Genomic DNA, 22,099 nt, shown 5'->3' with positions numbered 1-22,099 from the left:
ATCTCCTAGATCGAATTACGAGTTCAGCGAAGGTGCTGCGCCCACCACGGCGCCCATTCGGTGACACCGGTGGCTGACACCATGTCCTCGTGGTCGACGTCCACCCAACGCACCTCGACGCCTTCGTGGAAGTGACGGCTCCACTGCTCTGTGGTCTGGCGGGCCGAGTCCGCGTGCTCCCGGCCGAGGACGAGCAGACCCCGGGCCTTGAGCGCACCCCTGGTAGGCAGGGCCTCCATCAACCGCAGGCACCGATCGAAGGAATCCATGAACGCGAATGCCTCGCGGTCACCGAGATTCGAGAGCGGACCGGTTGTTGCGGTGTTGAGCTCCTGGATCTCCGCGCGGGACAGTCCGGTGACATCGGGTAGTTCGGCGAAGCGTGCGAACGAGGTCCGCACCTCGTGTTCCCGTTCCCGCTCGTCCCAGATGATCACGCTCGACCCGGTCACCGGTGGGGTATCCAGGATCGTCACGGTCGCAACCTCTTTGCCCATCGCCTCGAGTTCACGCGCGATACCGAAGGCGATGTGACCTCCGTACGACCAGCCCACCAGGTTGTACGGTCCCTCGGGTGCACACGCCAGCACAGAACCGGTGTAGAAATCGACCAGCTCGTCGAGGGTCTCGAAGTCGCGCTGATCACCCGCATGGGACGGATCCTGCAGCGCCACAAGACCCCTCCCGGGTTCGACGTACGACGCCAGCGTCGAATAGACGGTCCCGAAGCCCGAGCTCGCATGCACGGCGATGACCGGCTGCTGCCCGGCCTCGGTATCGGTCAGGCGCAGGAGCAACGGATCGGTGTCCGACCCGACGCCGCGATCAGGATCGAGGGCCTGCGCCAGAGCCCCGACCGACGGATTGGAGAACACACTCTGCATTGTCAGTGAACTGCCGAGGTCCCGGTTCAGCCGTGTGACGAGGCGCGCGGCCAAGAGTGAATGCCCACCGAGCCGGAAGAAGTCGTCTTCCAGCGAGAGCGTCTGATCGGCATCGAGACCCAGGATCTCCTGCACCACTTGTGCCACAGCCCTTTCGAGATCCGTGGTCGGCTCAGTGCCGCCTTCGTTCGAGGTGCCCGGCTCCGGCAGCGCTTTCACATCGAGCTTGCCGTTGACGGTCACCGGAATGGACTCCAGCGCGACGTATGCCGACGGCACCATATAGTCGGGCAGTCGCGCCGACAGATGCGCTCGCAGTGTGCGTTCGATTGCCACCGGATCAGCGGCGACGAACTCGGGTCCGCCGGATGCCTCGACACAGTAGTACGCGGCCAGGTATCGGTCCGAAGAGCCGACACCGGTCCGGTCACGGGCCACCACAGCCGCCGACCGAATACCCCGATGCTGTTCGAGAACTGTTCTGATCTCGTCGACCTCGACCCGGAACCCACGGATCTTGATCTGATCGTCCACTCGTCCCAGGTACTCCAACGAGCCGAATTTGTTCCACCGCACCAGGTCTCCGGTTCGGTAGATCCTCTTCCCCGTGGCGCCGGGCACCGGGCTCGCCACGAACGCGGTGGCCGTCAGATCAGCTCGGCCATGGTAGCCGCGGGCCAACTGCGGACCGCCCAGGTACAACTCGCCGACCACACCGACCGGGACGGGCGAGAGGTACCGGTCGAGCACCAGGGCCTGCGAATTGTGTGCGGGCACGCCGATCGGCAATCCTCCGCCGAACCGTGCACCCGATTCGAGCAACGACGAACTGACCTTCTGCGAGGTGATTCCCACCGTGGTCTCGGTGGGCCCGTAGAGGTTGAACAAGATGTCACCGAATCTCGCCAATGCCGCGGATGCGGTGGCCACCGAGAGTGCCTCACCACCGCAGAAGATCCGCCGCAGACTCGACATGTCCACGTCGTCGACACCGTATTCGAGGAGGGCGTCGAGCATCGACGGGACGAACTCGATGGTTGTCAATTGCTCGTCGGCGATGATCCGCGCCAGGTAGGCCGGATCCCGATGTCCATCCGGATCCGCCATCACCACCGTCGCACCGATCATCAACGGCACGAAGAACTCCCAGAGGGAAGCGTCGAATGATATCGGGGTCTTCTGAAGCACTCGTTCGTCGGGTTCGATACCGGTGACCTGTTGCTTCCACCGCAGGAAGTTCACGAACCCGTGGTGCTCGATCACCACGCCCTTGGGCCGGCCGGTCGATCCCGATGTGTAGATGACGTAGGCCGCGTCGGATCCCAGTATCCGACGAGGACGCTCTTCGTCTTCGATCGGGGCACTGCCGAACTGCGCGAGTTGCACCTGAACGTCCGGACTTCCGAGGTCGATGACCGTGACGTCGTCTCCGATCGCGACCCCGTCGAGCGCGGAGCGCGTGGCGGATTCGACGAACACGATGGTCGAGCCACTTTGTGTGAGAACGTATTCGATCCGGTCCGCCGGGTTCGACGGGTCGATCGGAACGAATGTCGCACCGGCACGCACGATTCCGCTCAGCACCGATGGAAGTTTCACGGAGCGATGCAGCAGGACAGCCACCCTGGCCTCCGGTCTCACACCCCGCGCCAGCAGGAACCGAGCCAGCCTGTTCACCGCGCCATCGAACTCCGCATAGGACAATTGCTTCCCACCACCGCGAACCGCGGGCACGGCGGCATACGTCCGCGCGGCCTCGGCCAGCAGCACGTCCACGGTCACATCGTGATCAAGGGGTACCACCTCACCGCGCGACCAGCCGTCGATTTGCGCCAACTCTGCGGAACCGATCACCGCGACGTCCGACAGTCGGCGATCCACGTCTCCGGCGAATGCCGCCAGCACCTGACGCATTCCATCGGCCAACCGTTGTGCGGTGACCTCGTCGAACAACGAGGACGCGCACGAGATGGTGCCGACGAGACTGTCACCGGCTTCGCCGATGTCGACCTCGAGGTCGCTCTTGACAGCACCGATCCCCACCCTGTCGGGAAACGGCGAGAAGCCCTCTGCCAGCAGTGACTCCACACTCGAGTCGAGCACTCCGGCAACCCGATACGTCACGAGCGTCTGGAACAACGGGTTGTGGGCGCTACTCCTCCTCACGCCGGAGTCCTGCACGATCTGGCCGAACGGCACGTCCTGATTCGCGAAACCACTCAGGACAACCTCCCGAACGCGGGCCAGCACCGTGGCCAGGGTCGGGTTCCCATCCAGCCGATGACGCAACGGCAGAGTGTTGACAAAATAGCCGACAACGTCATCCAGATCCTCATCACCACGGCCACCTACCGGCGACCCCAGCACCACGTCGTCACCGGCGCCGAATCCGAACATCATCACTGCGACAGCGGCCTGGACCACCATGTACATCGACACGTCCGACGACGCACACAGTTCCCGAAGACCCTGCGTCACAGTGTCATCGACGTCAAACTCGAGCGAGAATCCGTCAAACGCCGCGACCACAGGGCGCGGCCGGTCCGTCGCCACCATCGACACCTCCGGCGCACCGGTGAGATGTTCGCGCCAATGACCCAACTGCTCGTGACCGACTGAGCCCGGATTATCGCAGTCGCCCAACAACTCCCGTTGCCACACCGCGTAGCGTCCGTATGGCACCACCGGACGGTCCCAGACCGGAGCGCGGCCATGGCGACGGGCCGAGTACGCCATACCCAGGTCACGCAGCAATACCGGCAGCGACCACTCGTCAACCGCGACATGGTGGATCGCCAGCGCCACGATGACCACCCAATCATCCGCGCTGCTGTCGACGTTCGCGAACACAGCAGCACGCACTGGGAAGTCGCGACCCACGTCGACGGGGCGCTGCACCCAGGATTCGACCCGCGCATGAGCATCAGTGCTCGCGGCACCGTCGATATCGGAACCCGAAAGAGCCAGCCGTTCAACGCCGAACCATGAACCGAGGCCATCGGTAGGGACAACCCGCTGCACCAACACACCCTCACCGGAGTCGACGAGCAGGGTTCGCAACGCCTCCTGCCGGATCAGCACATCGGTCAACGCCGCCGACCATGCATTCTCGTCGAAATCAGCGCCAACCGTGAGGACCACCGGAATCGTGTAGACCGAGCCCGCACCGGTCACCTGCCCGATCAGCCACAGTGCTTCCTGACCGAAGGACGCAGGCACGACCTCGCCACACGCCACATCGGCGAGCCGAATCCGGCCCGCCCCACCAGCGGTCGAATCGAGGACGCCGGCAAGCCCTGCCACCGACGGACGGTCGAACACATCTCGCAGCGACAACGCCGACCCGAGCGCGCCATTGATCCGCGACACCACCCGCATCGCCAACAGTGAATGACCGCCAAGGCCGAAGAAGTCGTCGTCGGCCGCCACCCGATCCACGCCCAGCACATCAGCGAACGCGGTAGCGATCAGCTGCTCGGTCGGGGTCTCGGGAAGCCGCCCGGTACCCGCTGAATCCTCCGGTGCGGGTAGCGCACTGAGATCGAGTTTTCCGTTTGCGGTGCGCGGCAACGTCTGCACCACGATGACCGCTGCCGGAACCATGTGCGCCGGGATGTGATCGAAGAGTGCGGTCCGGATCGCCGACGGGTCGAGGTCGTGGGTCGTCCGGACCCCGGCCGGGGTCGCGTATGCGATCAGGCGGGACACTCCGTTCGGCGTATCCAGAACGGTCACCGCGCAGTTCGCGACGCCGGCGATGGACCTGAGTGCGCCCTCGACGTCACCGAGTTCGACCCGGGACCCGTTGATCTTCACCTGGTTGTCGGCCCGGCCGACAAAGACCAGATCCCCGGTTTCGGTCCATCGCACGAGATCACCGGTGCGATAGACCCTCTCGCCGTCGGCACCTGCCGGGGAGGCGATAAATCGTGCGGCGGTCAGGTCGGGGCGATCCAGGTAGCCGCGGGCCAGTTGCTCTCCACCCACGTAGAGCTCGCCCGTCACCCCTGGGGCAACCGGCCGCAGGAGATCGTCGAGCACCAGTACGTGGGTGTTCCAGACGGGCGAGCCGATCGGGATCGCACCCCGGCTGTCGGTATCGCCGCTGAAGCTGGTGACCTCCACCGCGGCCTCGGCCGGACCATAGGTGTTCCAGACCGGCACACCCCAGGCCTGTGCGATGCGTTCACGGAGGGCCCCGGACAACGCCTCGCCACCGGCGGACAGGTATTTCAGACCGGAGCCGGACAGGTCGATGCCCTGTTCGAGCATCGCCGCGATCACCGACGGGACGAGTTCGACAAAGGTGATGCCGCCCGAGTTCAGCTCCCGGCCGAGATAGGACAGGTCCTTGTCCCCGCCGTCATCGGCGAGGACAACCGTGCCTCCGACGACCAAGGGCCACAGTATTTCCGGGATCGCCGGATCGAATCCCACCGACGTCTTCTGCAACACACTCTCACCAACGCCGAGGGGGAACTCCGACTGCCGCCACCGGATCAGGTTGATGATCGCCGCATGGTCGACGACGACGCCCTTGGGACGGCCGGTGGACCCGGACGTGTAGATGACGTAGGCGGCGTTGGACGAGCGCAGCGCCGGTAGCCCAGCGCCGAGACCGGCAGTCTCCGAAAAACTCTGGTCGGTTTCATCCAGACAGATCACCCGTGCACCGAGTCTTCCGGTGATCTCCGAGATGGCCTGGGCCAATGCGGATGTGGTCAACACCATCGCCGGACGGCAGTCGTCCAGAATCATCCGGATGCGTTCGGTGGGATACGACGAATCCACCGGCACCACGGCCGCGCCGGCCACAGCCGCACCGACGAACCCGGTCACCATCTCGATCGATCGCGGAACGAACACTGCGACACGGTCTTCGGGTGCGATCCCATCGGCGATCAGGCGTCGCGCCAGGCGCGTGGTGGCCTCACCCAACTCCCGGTAGGACAGCTCCCTGGCGCCGCCGCGAACCGCAGTCGCGTCCGGCTGCGCGCGGACCGCGTCGGCCACCAGGACATCCAGCGTCGCGTCACGATCGGCGGGTACAGCTTCACCCTGCGACCAGCGTTCGATGTGTCCGAGATCCGATGACGTCACCACCGCGAGGTCCGAAAGACGACGGGTGAGATCGCCGGCAAATGCGGCCAGCACTCGCGACAGACCGTCTGCCAATCGCCTGCCCGTCGACTCATCGAACAGCGCTGCCGCACAGGCGATGACACCGGTCAGTCCGTCGACCCCATCTGCGATGTCGATCTCGAGGTCACTCTTGGCCGTGCCGATCTCGACCCGCTCGGCATAAGGTCCGAATCCTGCTGCCGCAAGCGAATCAGCACTCGACCCGACCACACCAGCGGCCCGATAGGTCACCAACGTCTGGAACAGGGGGTTGTGCGCGCTGCTGCGCGTGACCCCGGAGAACTTCACGATCTGGTCGAACGGCACATCCTGGTTCGCGAAGCCGCCGAGTACCACCTCACGCACCCGATCGAGCACCTCGACCAAGGCCGGGTTGCCGTCCAGTCGATGGCGCATCGGCAAGGTGTTGACGAAATAGCCGACCAGATCATCGAGATCCTCGTCACCGCGGCCACCCACCGGCGATCCCAGCACCACGTCATCGCCGGCACCGAAGGCACTCATCGTCACCGCGACAGCCGCCTGCACCAGCATGTACATCGACACATCCGACGACGCTGCCACTGCCCGGAGCCCCTGCGTCACAGCATCATCAACCGAGAACTCCACCGAGAAGCCGTCATAGGACGCCAGTGCCTGCCGGGGCCGGTCCGTCGCCACCATCGTCACATCCGGCGCATCCGCCAGATGTGTCGTCCAGTAGCTCAGTTGCTGCGCGGCAACCGAACCCGCCGCGTCGCCGTCACCCAACAGCTCCCGCTGCCACAGCGCGTACTGCCCGTACGACACCGCCAACGGCTCCCATACCGGATTCCGTCCACGGCTACGTGCCGAGTACGCATCACCGAGGTCACGCAACAACACGGGCAACGACCACTCGTCCATGAACGCGTGATGTATCGCCAGCGCCGCGACCACGGGTGCGCCCACAGTGATTCCATCGGATCCGCCCGAGAACACCGCCGCCCGCACCGGAAAGTCGCGGGCCACGTCCATCGGTTGCCGCACCCAGGCCTGCACCCGCTGCGGCACCGCCGAGCCCGCCGTGCCGGTCACGTCGATGTTCTCGACAACAAGCCACGAATCGATCTCGTCAGCGGTAACAAGCTGCTGTTGCAGGACGCCGTCACCGACATCGACCAGCAAGGTGCGCAACGCCTCTTGGCGTGTCACCACATCCGTCAACGCCGCAGACCACACCGCCTGATCGAAGTCGGGACCAACCGAGAGCAGCACCGGAATCGTGTAGACCGAGCCGGCGCCGGTCACCTGCCCGATCAACCACAGGGCCTGCTGGCCGTACGACGCGGGCACCACATCTGCGCGCGCGACGTCGGCCACCCTGAGCCGTCCGACACCGGAGGTTTCCGAATCGACCACCGCCGCGATGCCAGCCACCGATGGACTGTCGAACACGTCCCGCAACGACAACGCCGAGTTCACTGCCCCGTTGACCCTCGACACCACCCGCATCGCCAACAACGAATGGCCACCCAACGCGAAGAAGTCGTCATCCACCGACACCCGGTCGAGACCCAGGATCGAGGCGATGACCTCGGCGACAACCTCTTCGGTCGCCGTGCGTGGCGCCACATGGACGTCCTCGCCGGTGTCCACTGCCGGTAGCGCCCTGGTATCGACCTTGCCGTTGATGGTCAGCGGTATCTCGGTGATCACGCCGAACGCCGACGGGATCATGTAGTCCGGCAGTCTTTGTGCGACGTGCGAACGAAGGGCATCGGTGTCGATCTGTCGATCATGCTCGGCAGCAACCACATACGCGACCAGGATCGGGCCCGCGGCACCCTCCCGGACAACCACCGTCGCCTGCGCGATCGACGGTGCATCGAGCAGGACGTTGACGATCTCCCCGAGCTCGATGCGATGGCCCCGGATCTTCACCTGGTCATCGACCCGGCCCAGGTATTCGATGCTGCCGTCGGCACGCCACCGCGCCAGATCGCCGGTGCGGTACATCCGCTCACCATCGCCCCAGGGGCAGGCGACAAATCGGTGGCCGGTCATCGACGGCTGTTCGAAGTAGCCACGCGCTGTCCCCGCGCCTGCAAGATACAGTTCACCGGCAACACCGGGCAGAGCCGGATTGAGTCCGGAGTCCAGGATGTGTGCACGCGTGTTGAAGATCGGGTTCCCCACCGACGACACGGTGCTGTCCGCGACGTCGGCCCCCAGTGCGTTGATCGTGTATTCGGTTGGGCCGTAGAGGTTGTAGCCCTCCACCCCGGGTGCGTCCCGCAGCGCGGTCCAGAGCACATCCGGTACCGCTTCGCCGCCGAGTGAGACGAACACGACGCCGGGAGCAGTCTCCGACACGGACAGACCCCGCGGACGATCCCGCTCCAGGAGTCCCTGCTCGATCAGATACATCGCATACGACGGCGTCACGTCGAATCCGTCGATCACCTCGCGGTCGTAGTAGGCCAGCAGTGCGGTCGGATCCCGGCGCATGTCCTCGTCGATCACGTGCACCTCGTGTCCGGCGAGAAGCCAGAACAACTGCTCCCACGACGCATCGAAGGAGAAGGAGGTGGTGTGGGCGATCCGCATTCGGCGTCCACCCTGCCCGGCGACCACACGATCGAAGATGCGCTCGGCATGGTTGAAGTACATGTTGGTCAGGCCGCGGTACGGCACCGCAACACCTTTGGGACGACCGGTCGAGCCCGAGGTGAAGATGATGTAGGCGAGATTGTCCAGATGTACCGGCGTACCGAGTTCGGCGGCCGACAGTGGTCCGGGTGCGTATGCACCGAGTTCGGTGATCACGTCCACATCGTCGAGATCGAGGACGGCGCAGTCCACAGAGCCCAGTCGGGCCGCGAGATCGGTGGTCGTCACGATCAGGGTCGGCGCGGCGGCATCGATCATGTATCCGATCCGTTCGACCGGATAGTCCGAATCGACAGGCACGTATGCCGCCCCGACCGCAAAGGTCGCGAACATCGAGATGATCATCCGTTCGTCCCGCGGAAGCATCAGGATCACCCGGGATTCCGGGGCCACACCGCGGACGCGCAATGCGCGAGCGTATTGGTGGACCCGAGCGCTGAGTTCGGCAAACGTCAGACTCGTCCGGCCGGAGCGCAGAGCGACCTCATCCGGCGTCCGGGCCACACCGGCATCGAAAAGCTCTGCAACCGTGACGGGTTCGACCGCCCGCGTGGTCGCATTCCATTCGGAGGTGACCTGGGCGTATTCGCTGTCGGTGGCCACCGCGATACTGCCCACCGACGACGCGGTGTTCGCGGACATGTCCTGCAGAACTCCCCGCAGCCGATCCACCAGCACGGCAACCTGTTCGGCGGTCAACAGGTCGCCCCGATAGGCGCACCGCACATGGATCTGTTCACCGGGATACAACGCGAAGGAGACGGGATAATGGGTTGAGTCCGTCAGCTCGGCATCGGCGACCCGCACCTCGCCTGCCGGACCGTAGGTCTGTCCCTCGCGGCGTCCCGGATGATTCTGGATGATGAACAGGGTGTCGAACAACGTACGCAGACCCACCATGGCCTGCATGTCACCGAGCCCGATGTACGGGTGTTCGAGGACATCCATGTTGCGCGCGTGAAGGTCAGCCAGCGCCTGGGCCACCGTATGATCCGGCTGCAGCGTCATCCGCACCGGAACAGTGTTGAACAGCAGTCCCACAATCGATTCCGCACCCTCGAGATCTGCGGGGCGACCGGAGACGGTGGTACCGAATACGACGTCATCCTTGCCGACCAGCCGCGACAGGGTGATACCCCAGGCCGCCTGCAGGAACGTGCTCACGGTGACGCCGGTGGCCGCGGCAGCGCTCCGGATGTCATCACTGAGCGATCGGGAGAGGTCCTCGTGGTGGTCTCTGGCCATCGCCGTGGTCGCCGCGATCGCCGCGGCGTCCGGACGCAGCAGGGTCGGCTCATCGAATCCGGACAGTTGACGGCCCCAGATCTCGCGGGCCACCAACAGATCCCGTCCGGCCAACCATTGCAGGTAGGTCCGGAAAGAGACCACCTCGGTCAGCGAACTCCCCGACGGGTCGGTGTAGAGGTCGAGGAGCGTATCCATCATCAGGCCCGCGGACCACCCATCGGCCAGGATGTGCTCGAAAGTCACACACAGAACCGAACTGCGCGGCGCGAGCTCGATCAGCACGAATCGGATCAACGGTGGTGCGGTGGCGGAGAAAGGTTGTGCACGTTCATGTTCGAAGACCTGTGCCACAGTGTCGAAGTCTCGCTTCCACACATCGCAACGCAGGTGGCGGAAGGGGACCTCGATGACGGAAGGGACCACCGACAACGTGCGGTCACCGAGTGTGACGAAGCCTGCTGCCAGGTTCGGGTAACGCAACAACAACGCACGCACTGCGTCCCGCATCCGGGCCGCGTCGATCTGGCCCTCGATGGTCAGATGGAACTGTGACGCATACAGGTCGCCTGCCTGCGAGGCCTGCGCGGACTGCAGGTGAAAGAGCAGACCCTCTTGAAGTGCCGAGACGGGCAGCACATCTCGCGGTTGCCCGAACAATGCCTCGATGCGCGCGCCGGTCTCGTCGTCGACGGACACCAGCGGCGCCGCCGCAGGTTCGGCGGCAAAAGCAGACCCCACGCCTTCCACGTCACCGAGATGTCCGGCACCCCAGACACCCAGCGAAGCCGCCACGGACGTGGCCAGATCGCCTGCACCGGGCTGGGCGTCGGGGCGAACCGCCACGTCGACGACCACCGGTTGTTGCCCGTTGATCGCCGTCGCACCGATCCAGACCGTCACCACCACCGCGTACCGCCCGAACGCCGTCTGATCGCCTTCGGACCGATCTGAGGCAGGCAGTGCGTCACCGAAGCGGATCGAGGCCAGGACGTCGGCTTCGGCAAGGTCGTCGAACATGCCTTCGGCCAAGGGATTCGCGAACCGCAGCGCGCCATGCTCCGAAGCGGTCGGGCCGTCGATGTCCACCACCGCTGCCAGGACGGCGAGGTACTCGGCCGTTGGACCGACCATGGAATCGCCCGTGGGATCAACCGGGGCAAAGACGAGTTCGTCGGGGATCAAGAGCGGGAACCGACGACGGATCCGGCCAGGGATCAGTGCCCAGCGCTGCGTTCGGGCGGGCTCCTCGACGTCGATGAGCACGCCGTCGGCGGTGTCGCCGTCGAGCACGCCGCAATCCACGAGTGCCCGCAGCACCGATCCGACCACCAGAACCCTCGAGGACAACCCGGAATCCGTCACCGGAGCGTGGATTCGGAGGCGATGGCAATCGGCGTGCGCCGCACCGGTCTCACGGGCCGTCGGGTCGTTCCCGATGGTGGCCGGCTCGAGTTCTTCGAGCTCGGTGCCGAATTCGGCCCAGTGATCACGTTCGAGCAGTTCGGGCGACGCTGCTTCGAGGAGGTACTGCGCGAGCACGGCCCGGCCATCGCCGAGAGCAACGGAACTCTCCCGGTTCTCGAGACGGTCGTGGGCGAGTCGACGGATGACGTCGGCGGCGCCTGCGATCCATACCTCGTCGAGATCGTTGGTGGTGACGTCGACAGTCAGTTCCAGGACACCGCCGGTGGCGTCGACCAGACAGGTCATGTCCACGACGGCGCCGGGGTGCGGGGTGCTCAGATCTTCATGGTCGCTGCTCACCCGGTATGCGGGCTGCGGCGAGTCTCCCGACGCGCGCAGCAGGCCCGAGTAGTCACTGAACCACCGCCGAGCGGCCCATTCGACAGCGGATTCCGGCAGACCGCGCACGCCCGGTATTGCGATCGACAGACGGACCGGCGGTTGACCGAGGCCCGCATCGACATCCGCATCGGCGAGCAGATCGACAGTGCCACCGTCATATTCACCGACGGGCGCCGCTGGGCCAACGCCTGCATTGGTTGTTTCGAACGTGTCAGTCATGTGAACCGAACCCTCCGTGACACCCCGGTCGGACTATCTGCACGACCTCACGCATACTCGCCTGTCAGTTTAGGCTATATGAAGTGTCAGGGGTTGTTCGGATGCCCCGAAAACGCCGTGAGCCACCCCGGCAGGGCCGGGGTGGCTCATATGGATTCAGACTGACGCGAATCGCCTATTTGCTTGCAGCAGCTGCCAATTGCGGTGCCAGCTGGTTCACGCCCCACTCGAGGCTGAGCGGCGACGGGAACGCCAGGGCGAACGGCACGCCCTCGGTCTTCGGCACCACGGCCACCGCACCCTTGGACACTGCGGTCAGAGTCGGCCACAGCGGCTGCGACTCGAGGACCTGGACCTGATCGGGGGTATCGGGGATCACCCACAGCAGATCCGCGTCGAGATTGGGCAGGTTCTCCCAGGAGACCTCACCCTTTCCGCCGTCACATTCGACGGTCTGCGCGTAGTCGCTGAGCACGAGCCCGAGGTCGGCCATCGCGCGTGCCATGTTGTCTTCTGTCGAACACAACACGTACACACCATCTTCGGACGGCGAGATGATCGCGTTGTAGGTCTTGCCCGCCAACGCCGGGTTGTCGGACTTGGCGGTCGCGACGGCCGCTTCAGCGGACTTGATGCTCGCCTCGGCCCCGTCGACGCGATCGACGACCTGGCCGACCTTGCGCACGTTGTCCTGCCACGGATCAGCGTTGGCCTCGGTGTCGAAGTGCAGCACCGGAGCGATCTCGGACAGTGCAGCGAAGGACGTCTCGTCGAGGCCCCAGAACCCGGTCGCCACGATGAGATCGGGATCGAGCGCCGCAACGGCCTCGATGCTGAAATCGGTGGCAGGCGCAGCGATCTTCGGTGTATTGGCCGGGTACTTACCCTCTGCCCAGGGGTAGATGCTCGTTCCGTTGGTCGCCGCATCGGTTTGCGGCATGCTCGGGATCGCGATCGGCGTCACGCCGACGGAGAGCAGGAAATCGGCATCGGTGGCCGACATCGCGACCACGCGCTGCGGCGTCTCTTCGACGACGGTCTCGCCGTATGCACCGGTGACCGTCACGGCCGATTCGTCCGACGAACTGGCATCGGAGTCGCTCGAGCATGCGGCCGGGAGCAGGAGAGCGATGGCCAGGATCGCCACCCGCCCCGCCATTCCCGTGGCTCGACTATTGGATTTCACTTTGTGCGACTTCCTTTACTTGCAGGCAGAGCCAGTCGTGCCCTGCGCCATCCAGATGATCCTTGCGATAGTACCTTTTTAGGCACTCTCTGTATAGGTTCAAATGATTGACGCGGGGACGCCGCCGGTTGATCTATGCGTCGTCCGACAGGTACCCGCCACCGTGCGGGAAGAAGTCCAGTGCGTTGTGTTCGACGTCGTCATCGGTGCGGACCCGTTCGAGCACCAGGCCATGGTTCTGGCCCCGATGCGCGTTCGGGCCGGCCACGATCACCATGCCGTCACCCTCCTTGATGAAGATCCGGCCGGGTGTACCCCCGTAGATGCCCCGCGACACCCGTGCCTTGGTGATCCGGATGCGCTGACCACGCGCAAACGTGTACGCGTTCGGGTAGGGGTCGGACAACGCCCGGACGAGCCGATCGAGATCCTCTGCGGGCCAGGACCAATCGATCAGGCTGTCACGCTCGGAGCGCTTGTGGAAGAACGTCCGGTCGTCCAGGTTCTGTGGGCTCCATGTCGCCGTCCCGGACTCGATCTGCGAGAGCGCCTCGAGCAGCACCTCGGGGATCAGATCGATCGTGGCACCGACGAGTTCGGTCGCGGTGTCGGTGGGTCCGATCGGAACCGACCTCTGCACCAGGACATCGCCGGTGTCGAGATCGTCGTCCATCCGGTGTGCCGTCAGCCCGGTTTCGGATGCCCCACTGATCATCGCCCAGATCACCGGGGAAAAGCCGGTGAATCGCGGCAGCAACGAATCGTGGAGATTCAGGGTTCCGTGCGGCGGGAGGTCGAAAAGCTCCCTGGGCAACCAGGTTCGCCAGTTGTTGGCCACGATGATGTCGGGCTCCGCGAGCTTCACGCGCTCGATCAGCTCCGCCGTCGGTCGGGTGGCGAGCTCCACATCGACCCCGTTCGACCGGGCCAGGTCCTCCACGGAATCGGCCCAGATCGACTCGTACCGCTGCTCACTCACCGGGTGGGTCACCACCAGGGCAACCTCGTGATCGGATCCGATCAGCGCCTCGAGGGTCTTGTGCCCCCACGTCTGATATCCGAACATCACGACACGCATCGTTCACCTTCCATAGAGTTCGCCCCGGCCGCTTCGCCGTCGGACGGGTATCACTGCGGGTACCACTGTGTCACCGTGACGAGCGCTGATCAACTGCCCCCGGAACCGGCTGTGCCACATCATTTCCCAGCGCCACAATCGAGTTGTTCCCATCGACGTGGACGACCTTGGTCTCGTGTAGCAGGACCTCGGCCTCGTCGAGTTGCACGTAGGACATGATGATCACCAGATCACCCGGGTCCACCAGGTGGGCCGCCGCACCATTGATACAGACGACCCCGCTGTCGGCAGCGCCGGTGATGACATACGTCTCCAACCGCGATCCGTTGGTGATGTCCACGATGCTGACCATCTCGCCCTCGACGAGATCGGCCGCCTTCAACAGGGTCTCGTCGATGGTGACGGATCCGACGTAGTGCAGATCTGCCTGGGTGACGGTGGCGCGGTGGATTTTTCCGTTCACCAGAGTGCGCAACATCAGATCTCCTGACTCGATGCGACCTGCGCGGGCGCGAGGTCCATGGCGTCCCGAAGACTCTTCGGTCGCATATCGGTCCATTGCTGTTCGACGTGGTCGAGACACGACTGCCTCGACGTCATCCCATCACTCCCGTGCACGATTGCCCAGCCTGTCGGAACCGTCGCGAAAGTCGGCCACAACGAGTACTGCTCCTCGTGGTTCACCAGGACATAGAACTTTCCGTCTTCGTCATCAAAAGGATTTGTCGACAAGAGTGGGCACCCCTTCCGTTTCCAGGTCACCGACACGCGCTCTACCGGCCAGTGAGTTCACCAATTCGCCTGATCGCACAGCAAGATTCGAGAGCAGGGTCGATGTCAGTCCGTGCGTGTGTTCGGTATTGCCCTGAAGGTAGATGTCACCTTCGACCCCATCATTGGTCACGATGCGGTATTCGCGATCGATGAGCGGCCTGCCCTGATCGTCGATATGGCATTCACCCGCCAGCGGTCCGAGTAGGTCCACAAGGGCCACCGGCTGAAATCCGGTTGCGAATATTATCGCATCACAATCGATTTCGGTGTGGTCCCGGGTCGTCCGGTGCCCGATCCGCACGGTGACACCGTCCCCGTAGTCCGCCACGTCGGCAATCTCGGATGCCCCGTGGACGAACAAGCGCCGACTATCGGAGACCCGCTCGGAATACTCCCGCCGATAGAGCTCCTCGATCAGCGGCAGATCCACCGCGGAGTAGTTGGTGGCGCGGTGATAGTCGAGCAGCTGCTGACGGAGTTCGGCCGAGGCACTGTGGAACTCGACCACCGCCTCCGGATCGAAGATGCGATTCGCATAGGGGCTGTCGTCGGCCGGCGTGTACCCGTACTTCCCGAAAACGGCGTGAACTTCCGCCTCCTGATATGAATCATGCAGGTAAGCAGCAACTTCCGCGGCGCTCTGCCCAGCACCGACCACCACGAACCGGTGGTGCGTTGACGTCGGCAGCACGCGCAGATGGTCCAGCAGCCGATGATTGTGGAAGACCCGGGCGCTCGAGGCGATGCCATCCGGGAGCTTGGCCCGCAGGCCGCCCGCGATCACGACGTTGCGTGCGGTGACCGGCGCGCGGTCACTCATGCACACTTCGAACGTGTTCGATATCTGGCGCACGCCCGTCACCTCGGCCCCGTACAGAACCGGGACATCGACCTGCCCCGCCGCCCATTCGAGGTAGTCGTGGAACTCGATCCGAGTGGGAAAGAAGCTCTGCTGGTTGATGAAATGCGTCAACCGGCTGCGCTCGGACAGATAGTTGAGGAAGGAGTAGCGACTCGTGGCATCGCGCTGGGTGACGAGGTCCTTGAGGAACGAGATCTGCATCGTGGTCCCCGGCAACAACATTCCCCGGTGCCACCCGAATCGGCTCTGCTTCTCGATGAAGCACGAGGTGATCCGGTCGGCGGGATCCAGATTTCGGTTGTGCTCCTCGAGCGCGATCGCAAGGGCGAGATTCGAAGGACCGAAACCCACGCCAACGACGTCGAAGTCGGTGGTCATGAACCGGCCACCCATCCCCGCGCGGCCGGCATCTGTTCCCCCCTCGCGAGATCCCGTCGGGTACCGGTGCGTGTGCTGCGCACGTCGTGGACCATGAGCACTCTCCTACCTGTGGCGTCTGCTGATCGATCTACATGGGCCGTATCGGCCAATAGATCTACAAAGTTAGCCTAGCCTGATATTTCTACCAATGGTAATTGAGTTCATATAGGCTTTTTGGTCAACTGGCTTGATCCGCACTCGGAATTCCTAGTTGTTCGACACCCCACGTCCCCGCGACCAGGCATTCCAGAGCTCGCAGTAGCGCCCTCCTCGCGTCACCAGATCTGCGTGCGTGCCCACCTCCACGATCCGGCCGCGCTCCATGAACACGATGCGGTCGGCACGGGCCGCCTGGCTCAGACGGTGCGCGACGATCAGCGCGGTCCGCCCCTTCAGGGCGGCCTGCGCCGACTCCTCGAGTACCCCCGCGCCCACACTGCCCGCGTCGGCGGTCGCCTCGTCGAGGATCGCAACCTTGGGGTCGAGCAGTACGAGTCGCGCGAGCGCGAGTTGTTGCGACTGCATCGGAGTGAGCTGATGTCCCTCCGAGCCCACCTCCGTCCGAATGCCATCGGACAGGTTGCGCACCCACCCGCCCGCACCGACGAGTTCGAGTGCGGCGGACAGCTCCTCGTCGGTGGCATCGGGCGCGGCCATCCGCAGGTCGGCAGCCAAGGTGCCGGCGAAGACGTGGACCTCCTGGGTGACAAGGGCAACCGAACGGGACAGCTCCGACGGTTCCATCGACGCGATGTCCACACCCTCGAGCAGGACCCGGCCTGCCGTCGGCCGATGGACACCGGCCACGATCGTCGCCAATGTGGTCTTTCCGGCACCTGAGGGTCCCACCACCGCGACATGCTCACCGTCGACCAGGGTCAGCGAGATGTCGTGCAGCACCTCGTGTTGGGCCGAATACCCGTGGCTGATGCCCTCCAGCTCCAGCAGCGGTGCCGATGGTTTCGGCGAGCCAGGCGCGATGGGGTCGTCCACCGATTTCGACTCTTCGATCACCCCGACGATCCGGCCGAGCGCTGCCGCACCGGACTGCAGGTCATCGACAACGAACAGCAGCATTCCGATCGGATCGAAGAGCAGCAGGAAGAACAACATCGCCGCGGTGACGGCACCGATGGTCAGGGAGTTCCCGTCGACCAAGAAGAATCCCACGATCAAAATGGTTGTCATGCCGACGAATTCGCCCGTGTTCACCCGGACACCCAGACGACTGAAGAGCACACTCGCCCGAATCGACCAGCGGACCACTTCCCATGAGTGCCGATCTATCCGCCGATTCAGCAGAGCCGACAACCGGAATGCGTGCACGGACTCGAGCCCATGGATCGCACCGAGCACGTGATGCGCCCGGTCCGCGGTGGCCTCGCGCTGCGCCGCATACAGCACAGGGGCGTGCCGCAGATACATCCGGATCCCGTTGACGTACACCGGGATCACCAACAGGATCACGATCAGGAATCGCCAGTCGAGGGCGGCCAATCCGACAAATGTGACGCCGATGGTGAAGACCGCGGTCAGGACCGCGGGCACGGCTTTGCTGATCGCCTCACTGACGGTACTGACGTCCGCCGTTGCCCGCGACACGAGGTCACCACTGCCTGCACCCTCGATCCGCGAGAGCTTCAACGTCAGTGACGCCGCGATCATCTCCTCGCGCAGATCGGCGAGGATCGATTCGAAGATCTTGGCCGACAACAGGACTCCGATTGCCGCGAAGATCGCGGCACCGACCGCGGAGGCCGCCATGATGGCGGCCAGCCGCCAGATCTCGGCAGCGTCACCATTGCCGCTGTCGCCGTTCACGATGTCGATGATCGTGCCAAGCGAGCGCGGGGTGACCAGACCCAGGCCGGCGGCCAGGGTCATGACCACCGCAAGCAGCAGCAGTTGCGCGGTATGCCGGCGCAACTGCGCCCGCAGATACCGCATCGTCATCGAGAAGTCGGTGACCAGGAGTTTCGGGTTCGACATCGGAGTACTCACCGGCCCCCTCCGAGCGCTCCGGCGAGCATCGACTCGGCGTCGGCCAAGACACCCTGATAGCGCAATCGCCCGTCTTCGATGATGATCACCTGATCGGAAACCTCGAGCAATGCAGGCGAATTGGTGAACACCACGGTCGTCCGACCGGCTCGCGCCTGATGCAGGCGGGAGACAACAGTCGCTTCGGTGACCGAATCGACCGCGGTGGTCGGATCGTTGAGCACCAGGATCGCCGAGTCCGCGGCCAGGGCCCGTGCCAGGCTCACCCGCTGGCGCTGACCACCCGACAACATCCGGCCCGCCTCACCGACCGGGGTGTCCAAACCGTTCGGCAGCACGTCCGCGACATCGTCGCAGGCCGCCGCGAAGATCGCCCTTGTGATCCGCGAATCGCGGTCGGGCCCGTCCGGCACCCCGGCGCCGATGTTCTCCAGCACCGTGCCCTCGAACAGGTCCGGGGTGTGCGGCACGGTCCGGATCAGCTCGCCGCTCACGTCGCCGTGCAGATCGAACAGATCGATGTCGCCGACCGCAACCTGCCCGGAGTCGGGATGGGCTTTCCTGGACAGCACCGCACCGATGGCCTCGGTGACCTCGGGAGGACAGACGACAACGACCACACCGTCGGTGGGCAGCGTCAGGTCGAGATCCTCGACCGGACCGATCGTGACGTGGTGGAACGACAGCGCCCCGGCAGCATCGCGGACGTCGCCGGTTCTGGTGGCCGGTTCCGCCTGCAACACCGACAACACCCGCTTTGCGCAGGGAACCGCGCTGTTCCAGACCCGGCCGAAGTTGGTGCCCAAGTTGTTCAGCGGCCCCATCATGAACTGGGTGAGGCCGACCACGGTGATGAGTTCACCCAGACTCATCTTCCCGTCGAGTGCCATCAGCCCCGCCGCGATGCACACACCCACCACGAACAAGGCCGAAACCATCTGCATCACACCGGTATATGCACCCTGTGTGCGTCCGGCACGGATGGCGGCGTCGCGGGCACGCGAGCTGGCTGCCCGGTAGCGGCGTCCGGCCTCGGCCTCGGCGCCGAGACCCTTCACGATGCGCAGGCCTGCCACCAGATCGGTGGCGGTCCCGGCCGCTTCGCCTGCCACCTCCTGTTCCTGCTCGGTCCGCGCGCGCAGCGGGCCTCCGGTGAGATCGAGAATCCACAGCAGCACCGGGGTTCCGACGAGGATCGCCAGGCCGAGCGGCCACGAGATGAACAGGAGTACACCGCCTGCCACCAGCACCGCGGCCATCTCGCCGATCGGGAACACCGCGATGAAGACCGCCATCGACAACCGGTTCACGTCGGAGGTCGCGATGTTGAGTGACACACCCGGCAGGCGGGCCGGGCCCGCCATCCCCTTCGGATTCAGGATGCGATCGGTCACGCGCATCCGGAATTGGTGCTCGACCATCGTCTGCCCATAAACGGCGAGTCGTTCACCGAACCGCCAGGTATAGGACAACAGGACGAAGTCGGCGGCCAACGCGATCAGCCAGATCACCAACGATCCGACGTCGCCGGTGGACACCGCCCGGTCGATGGCGATACCCATGATCACCGGCACGAGCGCCTCACCGACAAAATGACCGACCATCAGGATCGCGGCCGGGATCGTGTACCTACCCGCACCGAAAATCGTGCGGAGGGCAAACTGTCGCGGCGTCGTGTCCGCGTCGACCCGAATCTCTTTGCCCCGAACAGGTTCCGCGGGTGGTACGAGGAACACCGGCAACCTGGTACCGGGGTCATACCTGTCAGAATCCACCCGAAGCCTCCGGCCATTGTCGTCGCGCAGATCGGTCGTCGCGCAGATCAGTCGTTTCGCAGATCGGACAGCAGCGCTGGTGAGTCGTCCGCGCCCGTGAGATGCCGATCTGCACTCGAGGCGACACCCTAGTACCACCCCGCGGCGCACAATCGTGCCGGGGCGCAGGGAGAACGTGCGCTGTTACAGCCCGACCCGCTCGAGCGCATCGTCGTATATCTCGTTGGCCACCTTCGGGCTCTTCCCTTCGGCGAGCGCCTGCGTGTACACCTCGAGCGCCTGCGCACCCTGTTCGGAGAACTTGCGCGCCCATTTCTCACCGTCAAAACGCCAGTAACCGATGATGTCGCACTGCTCGGTCTTCCAGCCGAACCGGCGACGCAGATATTTGCGTACCGCCCTCGACGCCTTTGCCTCTGCGGCGAACCAGCAGTAACCACGGCCTTCGGGATGCTCGAACTTTTCGACGGCCACGTCCAGGCGGCTGTCACCGTTGCCATTGCCGCTGCCGATCAGCGTGATGAGCTCGACGCCGTCGCGCGACGGCAGGTAGTCGAGATCGCTCTCGTCGACCACTTCCACGATTGCCGTGGCTCGCGCGCCGCCGGGCAACTCTTCGATGATGCGTGCCAGCGCGGGCAACCCGGCCAGGTCGGCAACCAACAGTTGCCATTCGGTGGTCGGTTCGGGGCAGTACCACCCGCGGCCATGTGCCATCGCCACCTGGTCACCGACCTGCGCACGCTGCGCCCACGTCGTGGCGACACCGTGGTCGTGAACCACGAAATCGACGGTCATCACGTTGGTACCGGGTTCGATGCCGCGGACCGTGTAGTTGCGTCCCTCGGGCATCGGATCGACGTCGTAGTAGCCCCAGACACCGTCCCGGCACTCCATGTCGGGAGGTGAATCCTGGCCGTCGACCGGGAAATAGATGCCGACGACCTCGTCGGCGAGCCTGGGTAGTTCAATGCCCGCCAGGTTCGGAACATCGAACCGAATCCTGAGCAGTCGAGGATTCAGGATCGTGGTCTCGACCACCATTGCGCGTGAATAACCCATGAAACGAAGGCTAGCCTAAGCAGTGATGGATGCGACAGACCCAAACAACTTCAGGCAGGCTTGGATTCATGGACGCAGACACTCAGCCACGGATCGGGATCATCGGCGGATCCGGCTTCTATTCGTTCTTCGAACCCGGTGCTCGGCAAGTCATTGTCGACACCCCGTACGGCGATCCGAGCGCCGCGGTCACCATCGGTGATGTGGACGGCGTGCCGGTGGCATTTCTACCCAGGCACGGCCTGTCCCACGAATACGCACCGCACACCGTTCCGTACCGGGCCAACGCGTGGGCTCTGCGGTCGGTGGGTGTACGCCGGATCTTCGCGCCCTGCGCGGTCGGTGGGCTGGACCCCGAGCTGGAACCCGGGACCATGGTGATCCCCGACCAACTCGTGGACCGCACCTCCGGCCGGGCGCAGACCTTCTTCGACGGACCTGCCGTCCACGTCGCATTCGCCGACCCCTACTGCCCGGCGTTGCGCCAGGCAGTGGCCACCGCCGCACCCGAAGCCGTTGTCGACGGAACGATGGTCGTGGTCCAGGGGCCGCGCTTCTCGACGCGGGCCGAGAGCCGGGCGTACGCGGGCCAGGGATTCACCCTGATCAACATGACCGGTCAGCCCGAAGCGGTGCTGGCCCGTGAACTACAGATGTGTTACGCCGCGGTCGCCTTGGTCACCGACACCGACGCGGGCGTGGTGGCCGGCGAAGGAGTGATGGCCTCACAGGTGTTCGCCGTCTTCCAGGAGGGGCTGAGCCTGATGCGGGACGTGCTGACCGCAGCGATCGGTGAGGCCGCCCGCCAACCGGAATGCCGTTGTGCGCAAGGCGAACACGAGATCGCGTCCGTGATGAACCCGATCTCCTGACCCCGCGCTGAACGCTCGGGATAAAGCGACGCCGGTTGAGCTACAGGGTCGGGGGTCATGTAGCTCAACCGGAGTCATCAGGTTCATCGCCGGGGTTCTGTGAGGCGTTACACAGTCGTCGAGCAATTCTCAAAGACCC

Annotated in this window: 10 protein-coding genes; 1 reads left to right on the top strand and 9 read right to left on the bottom strand. The window is 64.7% G+C overall.

Annotated features, from left to right (window positions below; all coding sequences use genetic code 11):
• Positions 1-23 precede the first annotated feature (23 nt).
• The 9 genes from AC1D75_RS05540 to AC1D75_RS05500 form a co-directional block, all read right to left on the bottom strand.
• On the bottom strand, positions 24-11,930 hold the full coding sequence (locus tag AC1D75_RS05540) for a non-ribosomal peptide synthetase (protein WP_495514286.1): 11,907 nt from the start codon (positions 11,928-11,930) through the stop codon (positions 24-26).
• 175 nt (positions 11,931-12,105) lie between these two features.
• Entirely contained in the window at positions 12,106-13,116 is a 1,011-nt protein-coding gene (locus AC1D75_RS05535; protein ID WP_495514285.1) for an ABC transporter substrate-binding protein, read from the bottom strand.
• A 133-nt stretch (positions 13,117-13,249) separates the two neighbouring features.
• Entirely contained in the window at positions 13,250-14,194 is a 945-nt protein-coding gene (locus AC1D75_RS05530; protein WP_495514284.1) for a methionyl-tRNA formyltransferase, read from the bottom strand.
• Positions 14,195-14,264: 70 nt separating this feature from the next.
• Positions 14,265-14,672 (bottom strand): aspartate 1-decarboxylase, encoded by a 408-nt coding sequence (gene panD / locus AC1D75_RS05525; protein ID WP_495514283.1) that lies wholly within the window; start codon positions 14,670-14,672, stop codon positions 14,265-14,267.
• Positions 14,672-14,926 (bottom strand): MbtH family protein, encoded by a 255-nt coding sequence (locus AC1D75_RS05520; protein WP_495514282.1) that lies wholly within the window; start codon positions 14,924-14,926, stop codon positions 14,672-14,674. Before AC1D75_RS05520 ends, panD begins: the two co-directional genes overlap by 1 nt.
• On the bottom strand, positions 14,907-16,208 hold the full coding sequence (locus tag AC1D75_RS05515) for a lysine N(6)-hydroxylase/L-ornithine N(5)-oxygenase family protein (protein WP_495514281.1): 1,302 nt from the start codon (positions 16,206-16,208) through the stop codon (positions 14,907-14,909). Before AC1D75_RS05515 ends, AC1D75_RS05520 begins: the two co-directional genes overlap by 20 nt.
• 249 nt (positions 16,209-16,457) lie before the next feature.
• The gene (locus tag AC1D75_RS05510; RefSeq protein ID WP_495514280.1) at positions 16,458-18,251 is read right to left on the bottom strand and encodes an ABC transporter ATP-binding protein; all 1,794 of its coding nucleotides are present in this window, start codon (positions 18,249-18,251) and stop codon (positions 16,458-16,460) included.
• Positions 18,248-20,026: an ABC transporter ATP-binding protein gene (locus AC1D75_RS05505; RefSeq protein WP_495514279.1), complete on the bottom strand. Its 1,779-nt coding sequence runs from the start codon at positions 20,024-20,026 to the stop codon at positions 18,248-18,250. Before AC1D75_RS05505 ends, AC1D75_RS05510 begins: the two co-directional genes overlap by 4 nt.
• Positions 20,027-20,209: 183 nt before the next feature.
• Positions 20,210-21,088, bottom strand: a complete 879-nt coding sequence (locus tag AC1D75_RS05500; protein WP_495514278.1) for a siderophore-interacting protein — start codon at positions 21,086-21,088, stop codon at positions 20,210-20,212.
• A gap of 68 nt (positions 21,089-21,156) precedes the next feature.
• Here AC1D75_RS05500 and AC1D75_RS05495 point away from each other — a divergent pair, with 68 nt between their 5' ends.
• Entirely contained in the window at positions 21,157-21,960 is an 804-nt protein-coding gene (locus AC1D75_RS05495; RefSeq protein WP_495514277.1) for an S-methyl-5'-thioadenosine phosphorylase, read from the top strand.
• Positions 21,961-22,099: the final 139 nt, after the last annotated feature.

Source organism: Williamsia sp. Y712 (assembly GCF_059445525.1).
This window is presented reverse-complemented; position numbering and strand designations above follow the sequence as displayed.

Excerpts from the sequence above, each read along its gene's own strand:
- AC1D75_RS05500 (WP_495514278.1), bottom strand. The coding sequence starts at position 21,088 with ATGGGTTATTCACGCGCAATGGTGGTCGAGACCACGATCCTGAATCCT.
- AC1D75_RS05515 (WP_495514281.1), bottom strand. The coding sequence starts at position 16,208 with ATGACCACCGACTTCGACGTCGTTGGCGTGGGTTTCGGTCCTTCGAAT.
- panD (WP_495514283.1), bottom strand. The coding sequence starts at position 14,672 with ATGTTGCGCACTCTGGTGAACGGAAAAATCCACCGCGCCACCGTCACC.
- AC1D75_RS05530 (WP_495514284.1), bottom strand. The coding sequence starts at position 14,194 with ATGCGTGTCGTGATGTTCGGATATCAGACGTGGGGGCACAAGACCCTC.
- AC1D75_RS05540 (WP_495514286.1), bottom strand. The coding sequence starts at position 11,930 with ATGACTGACACGTTCGAAACAACCAATGCAGGCGTTGGCCCAGCGGCG.
- AC1D75_RS05495 (WP_495514277.1), top strand. The coding sequence starts at position 21,157 with ATGGACGCAGACACTCAGCCACGGATCGGGATCATCGGCGGATCCGGC.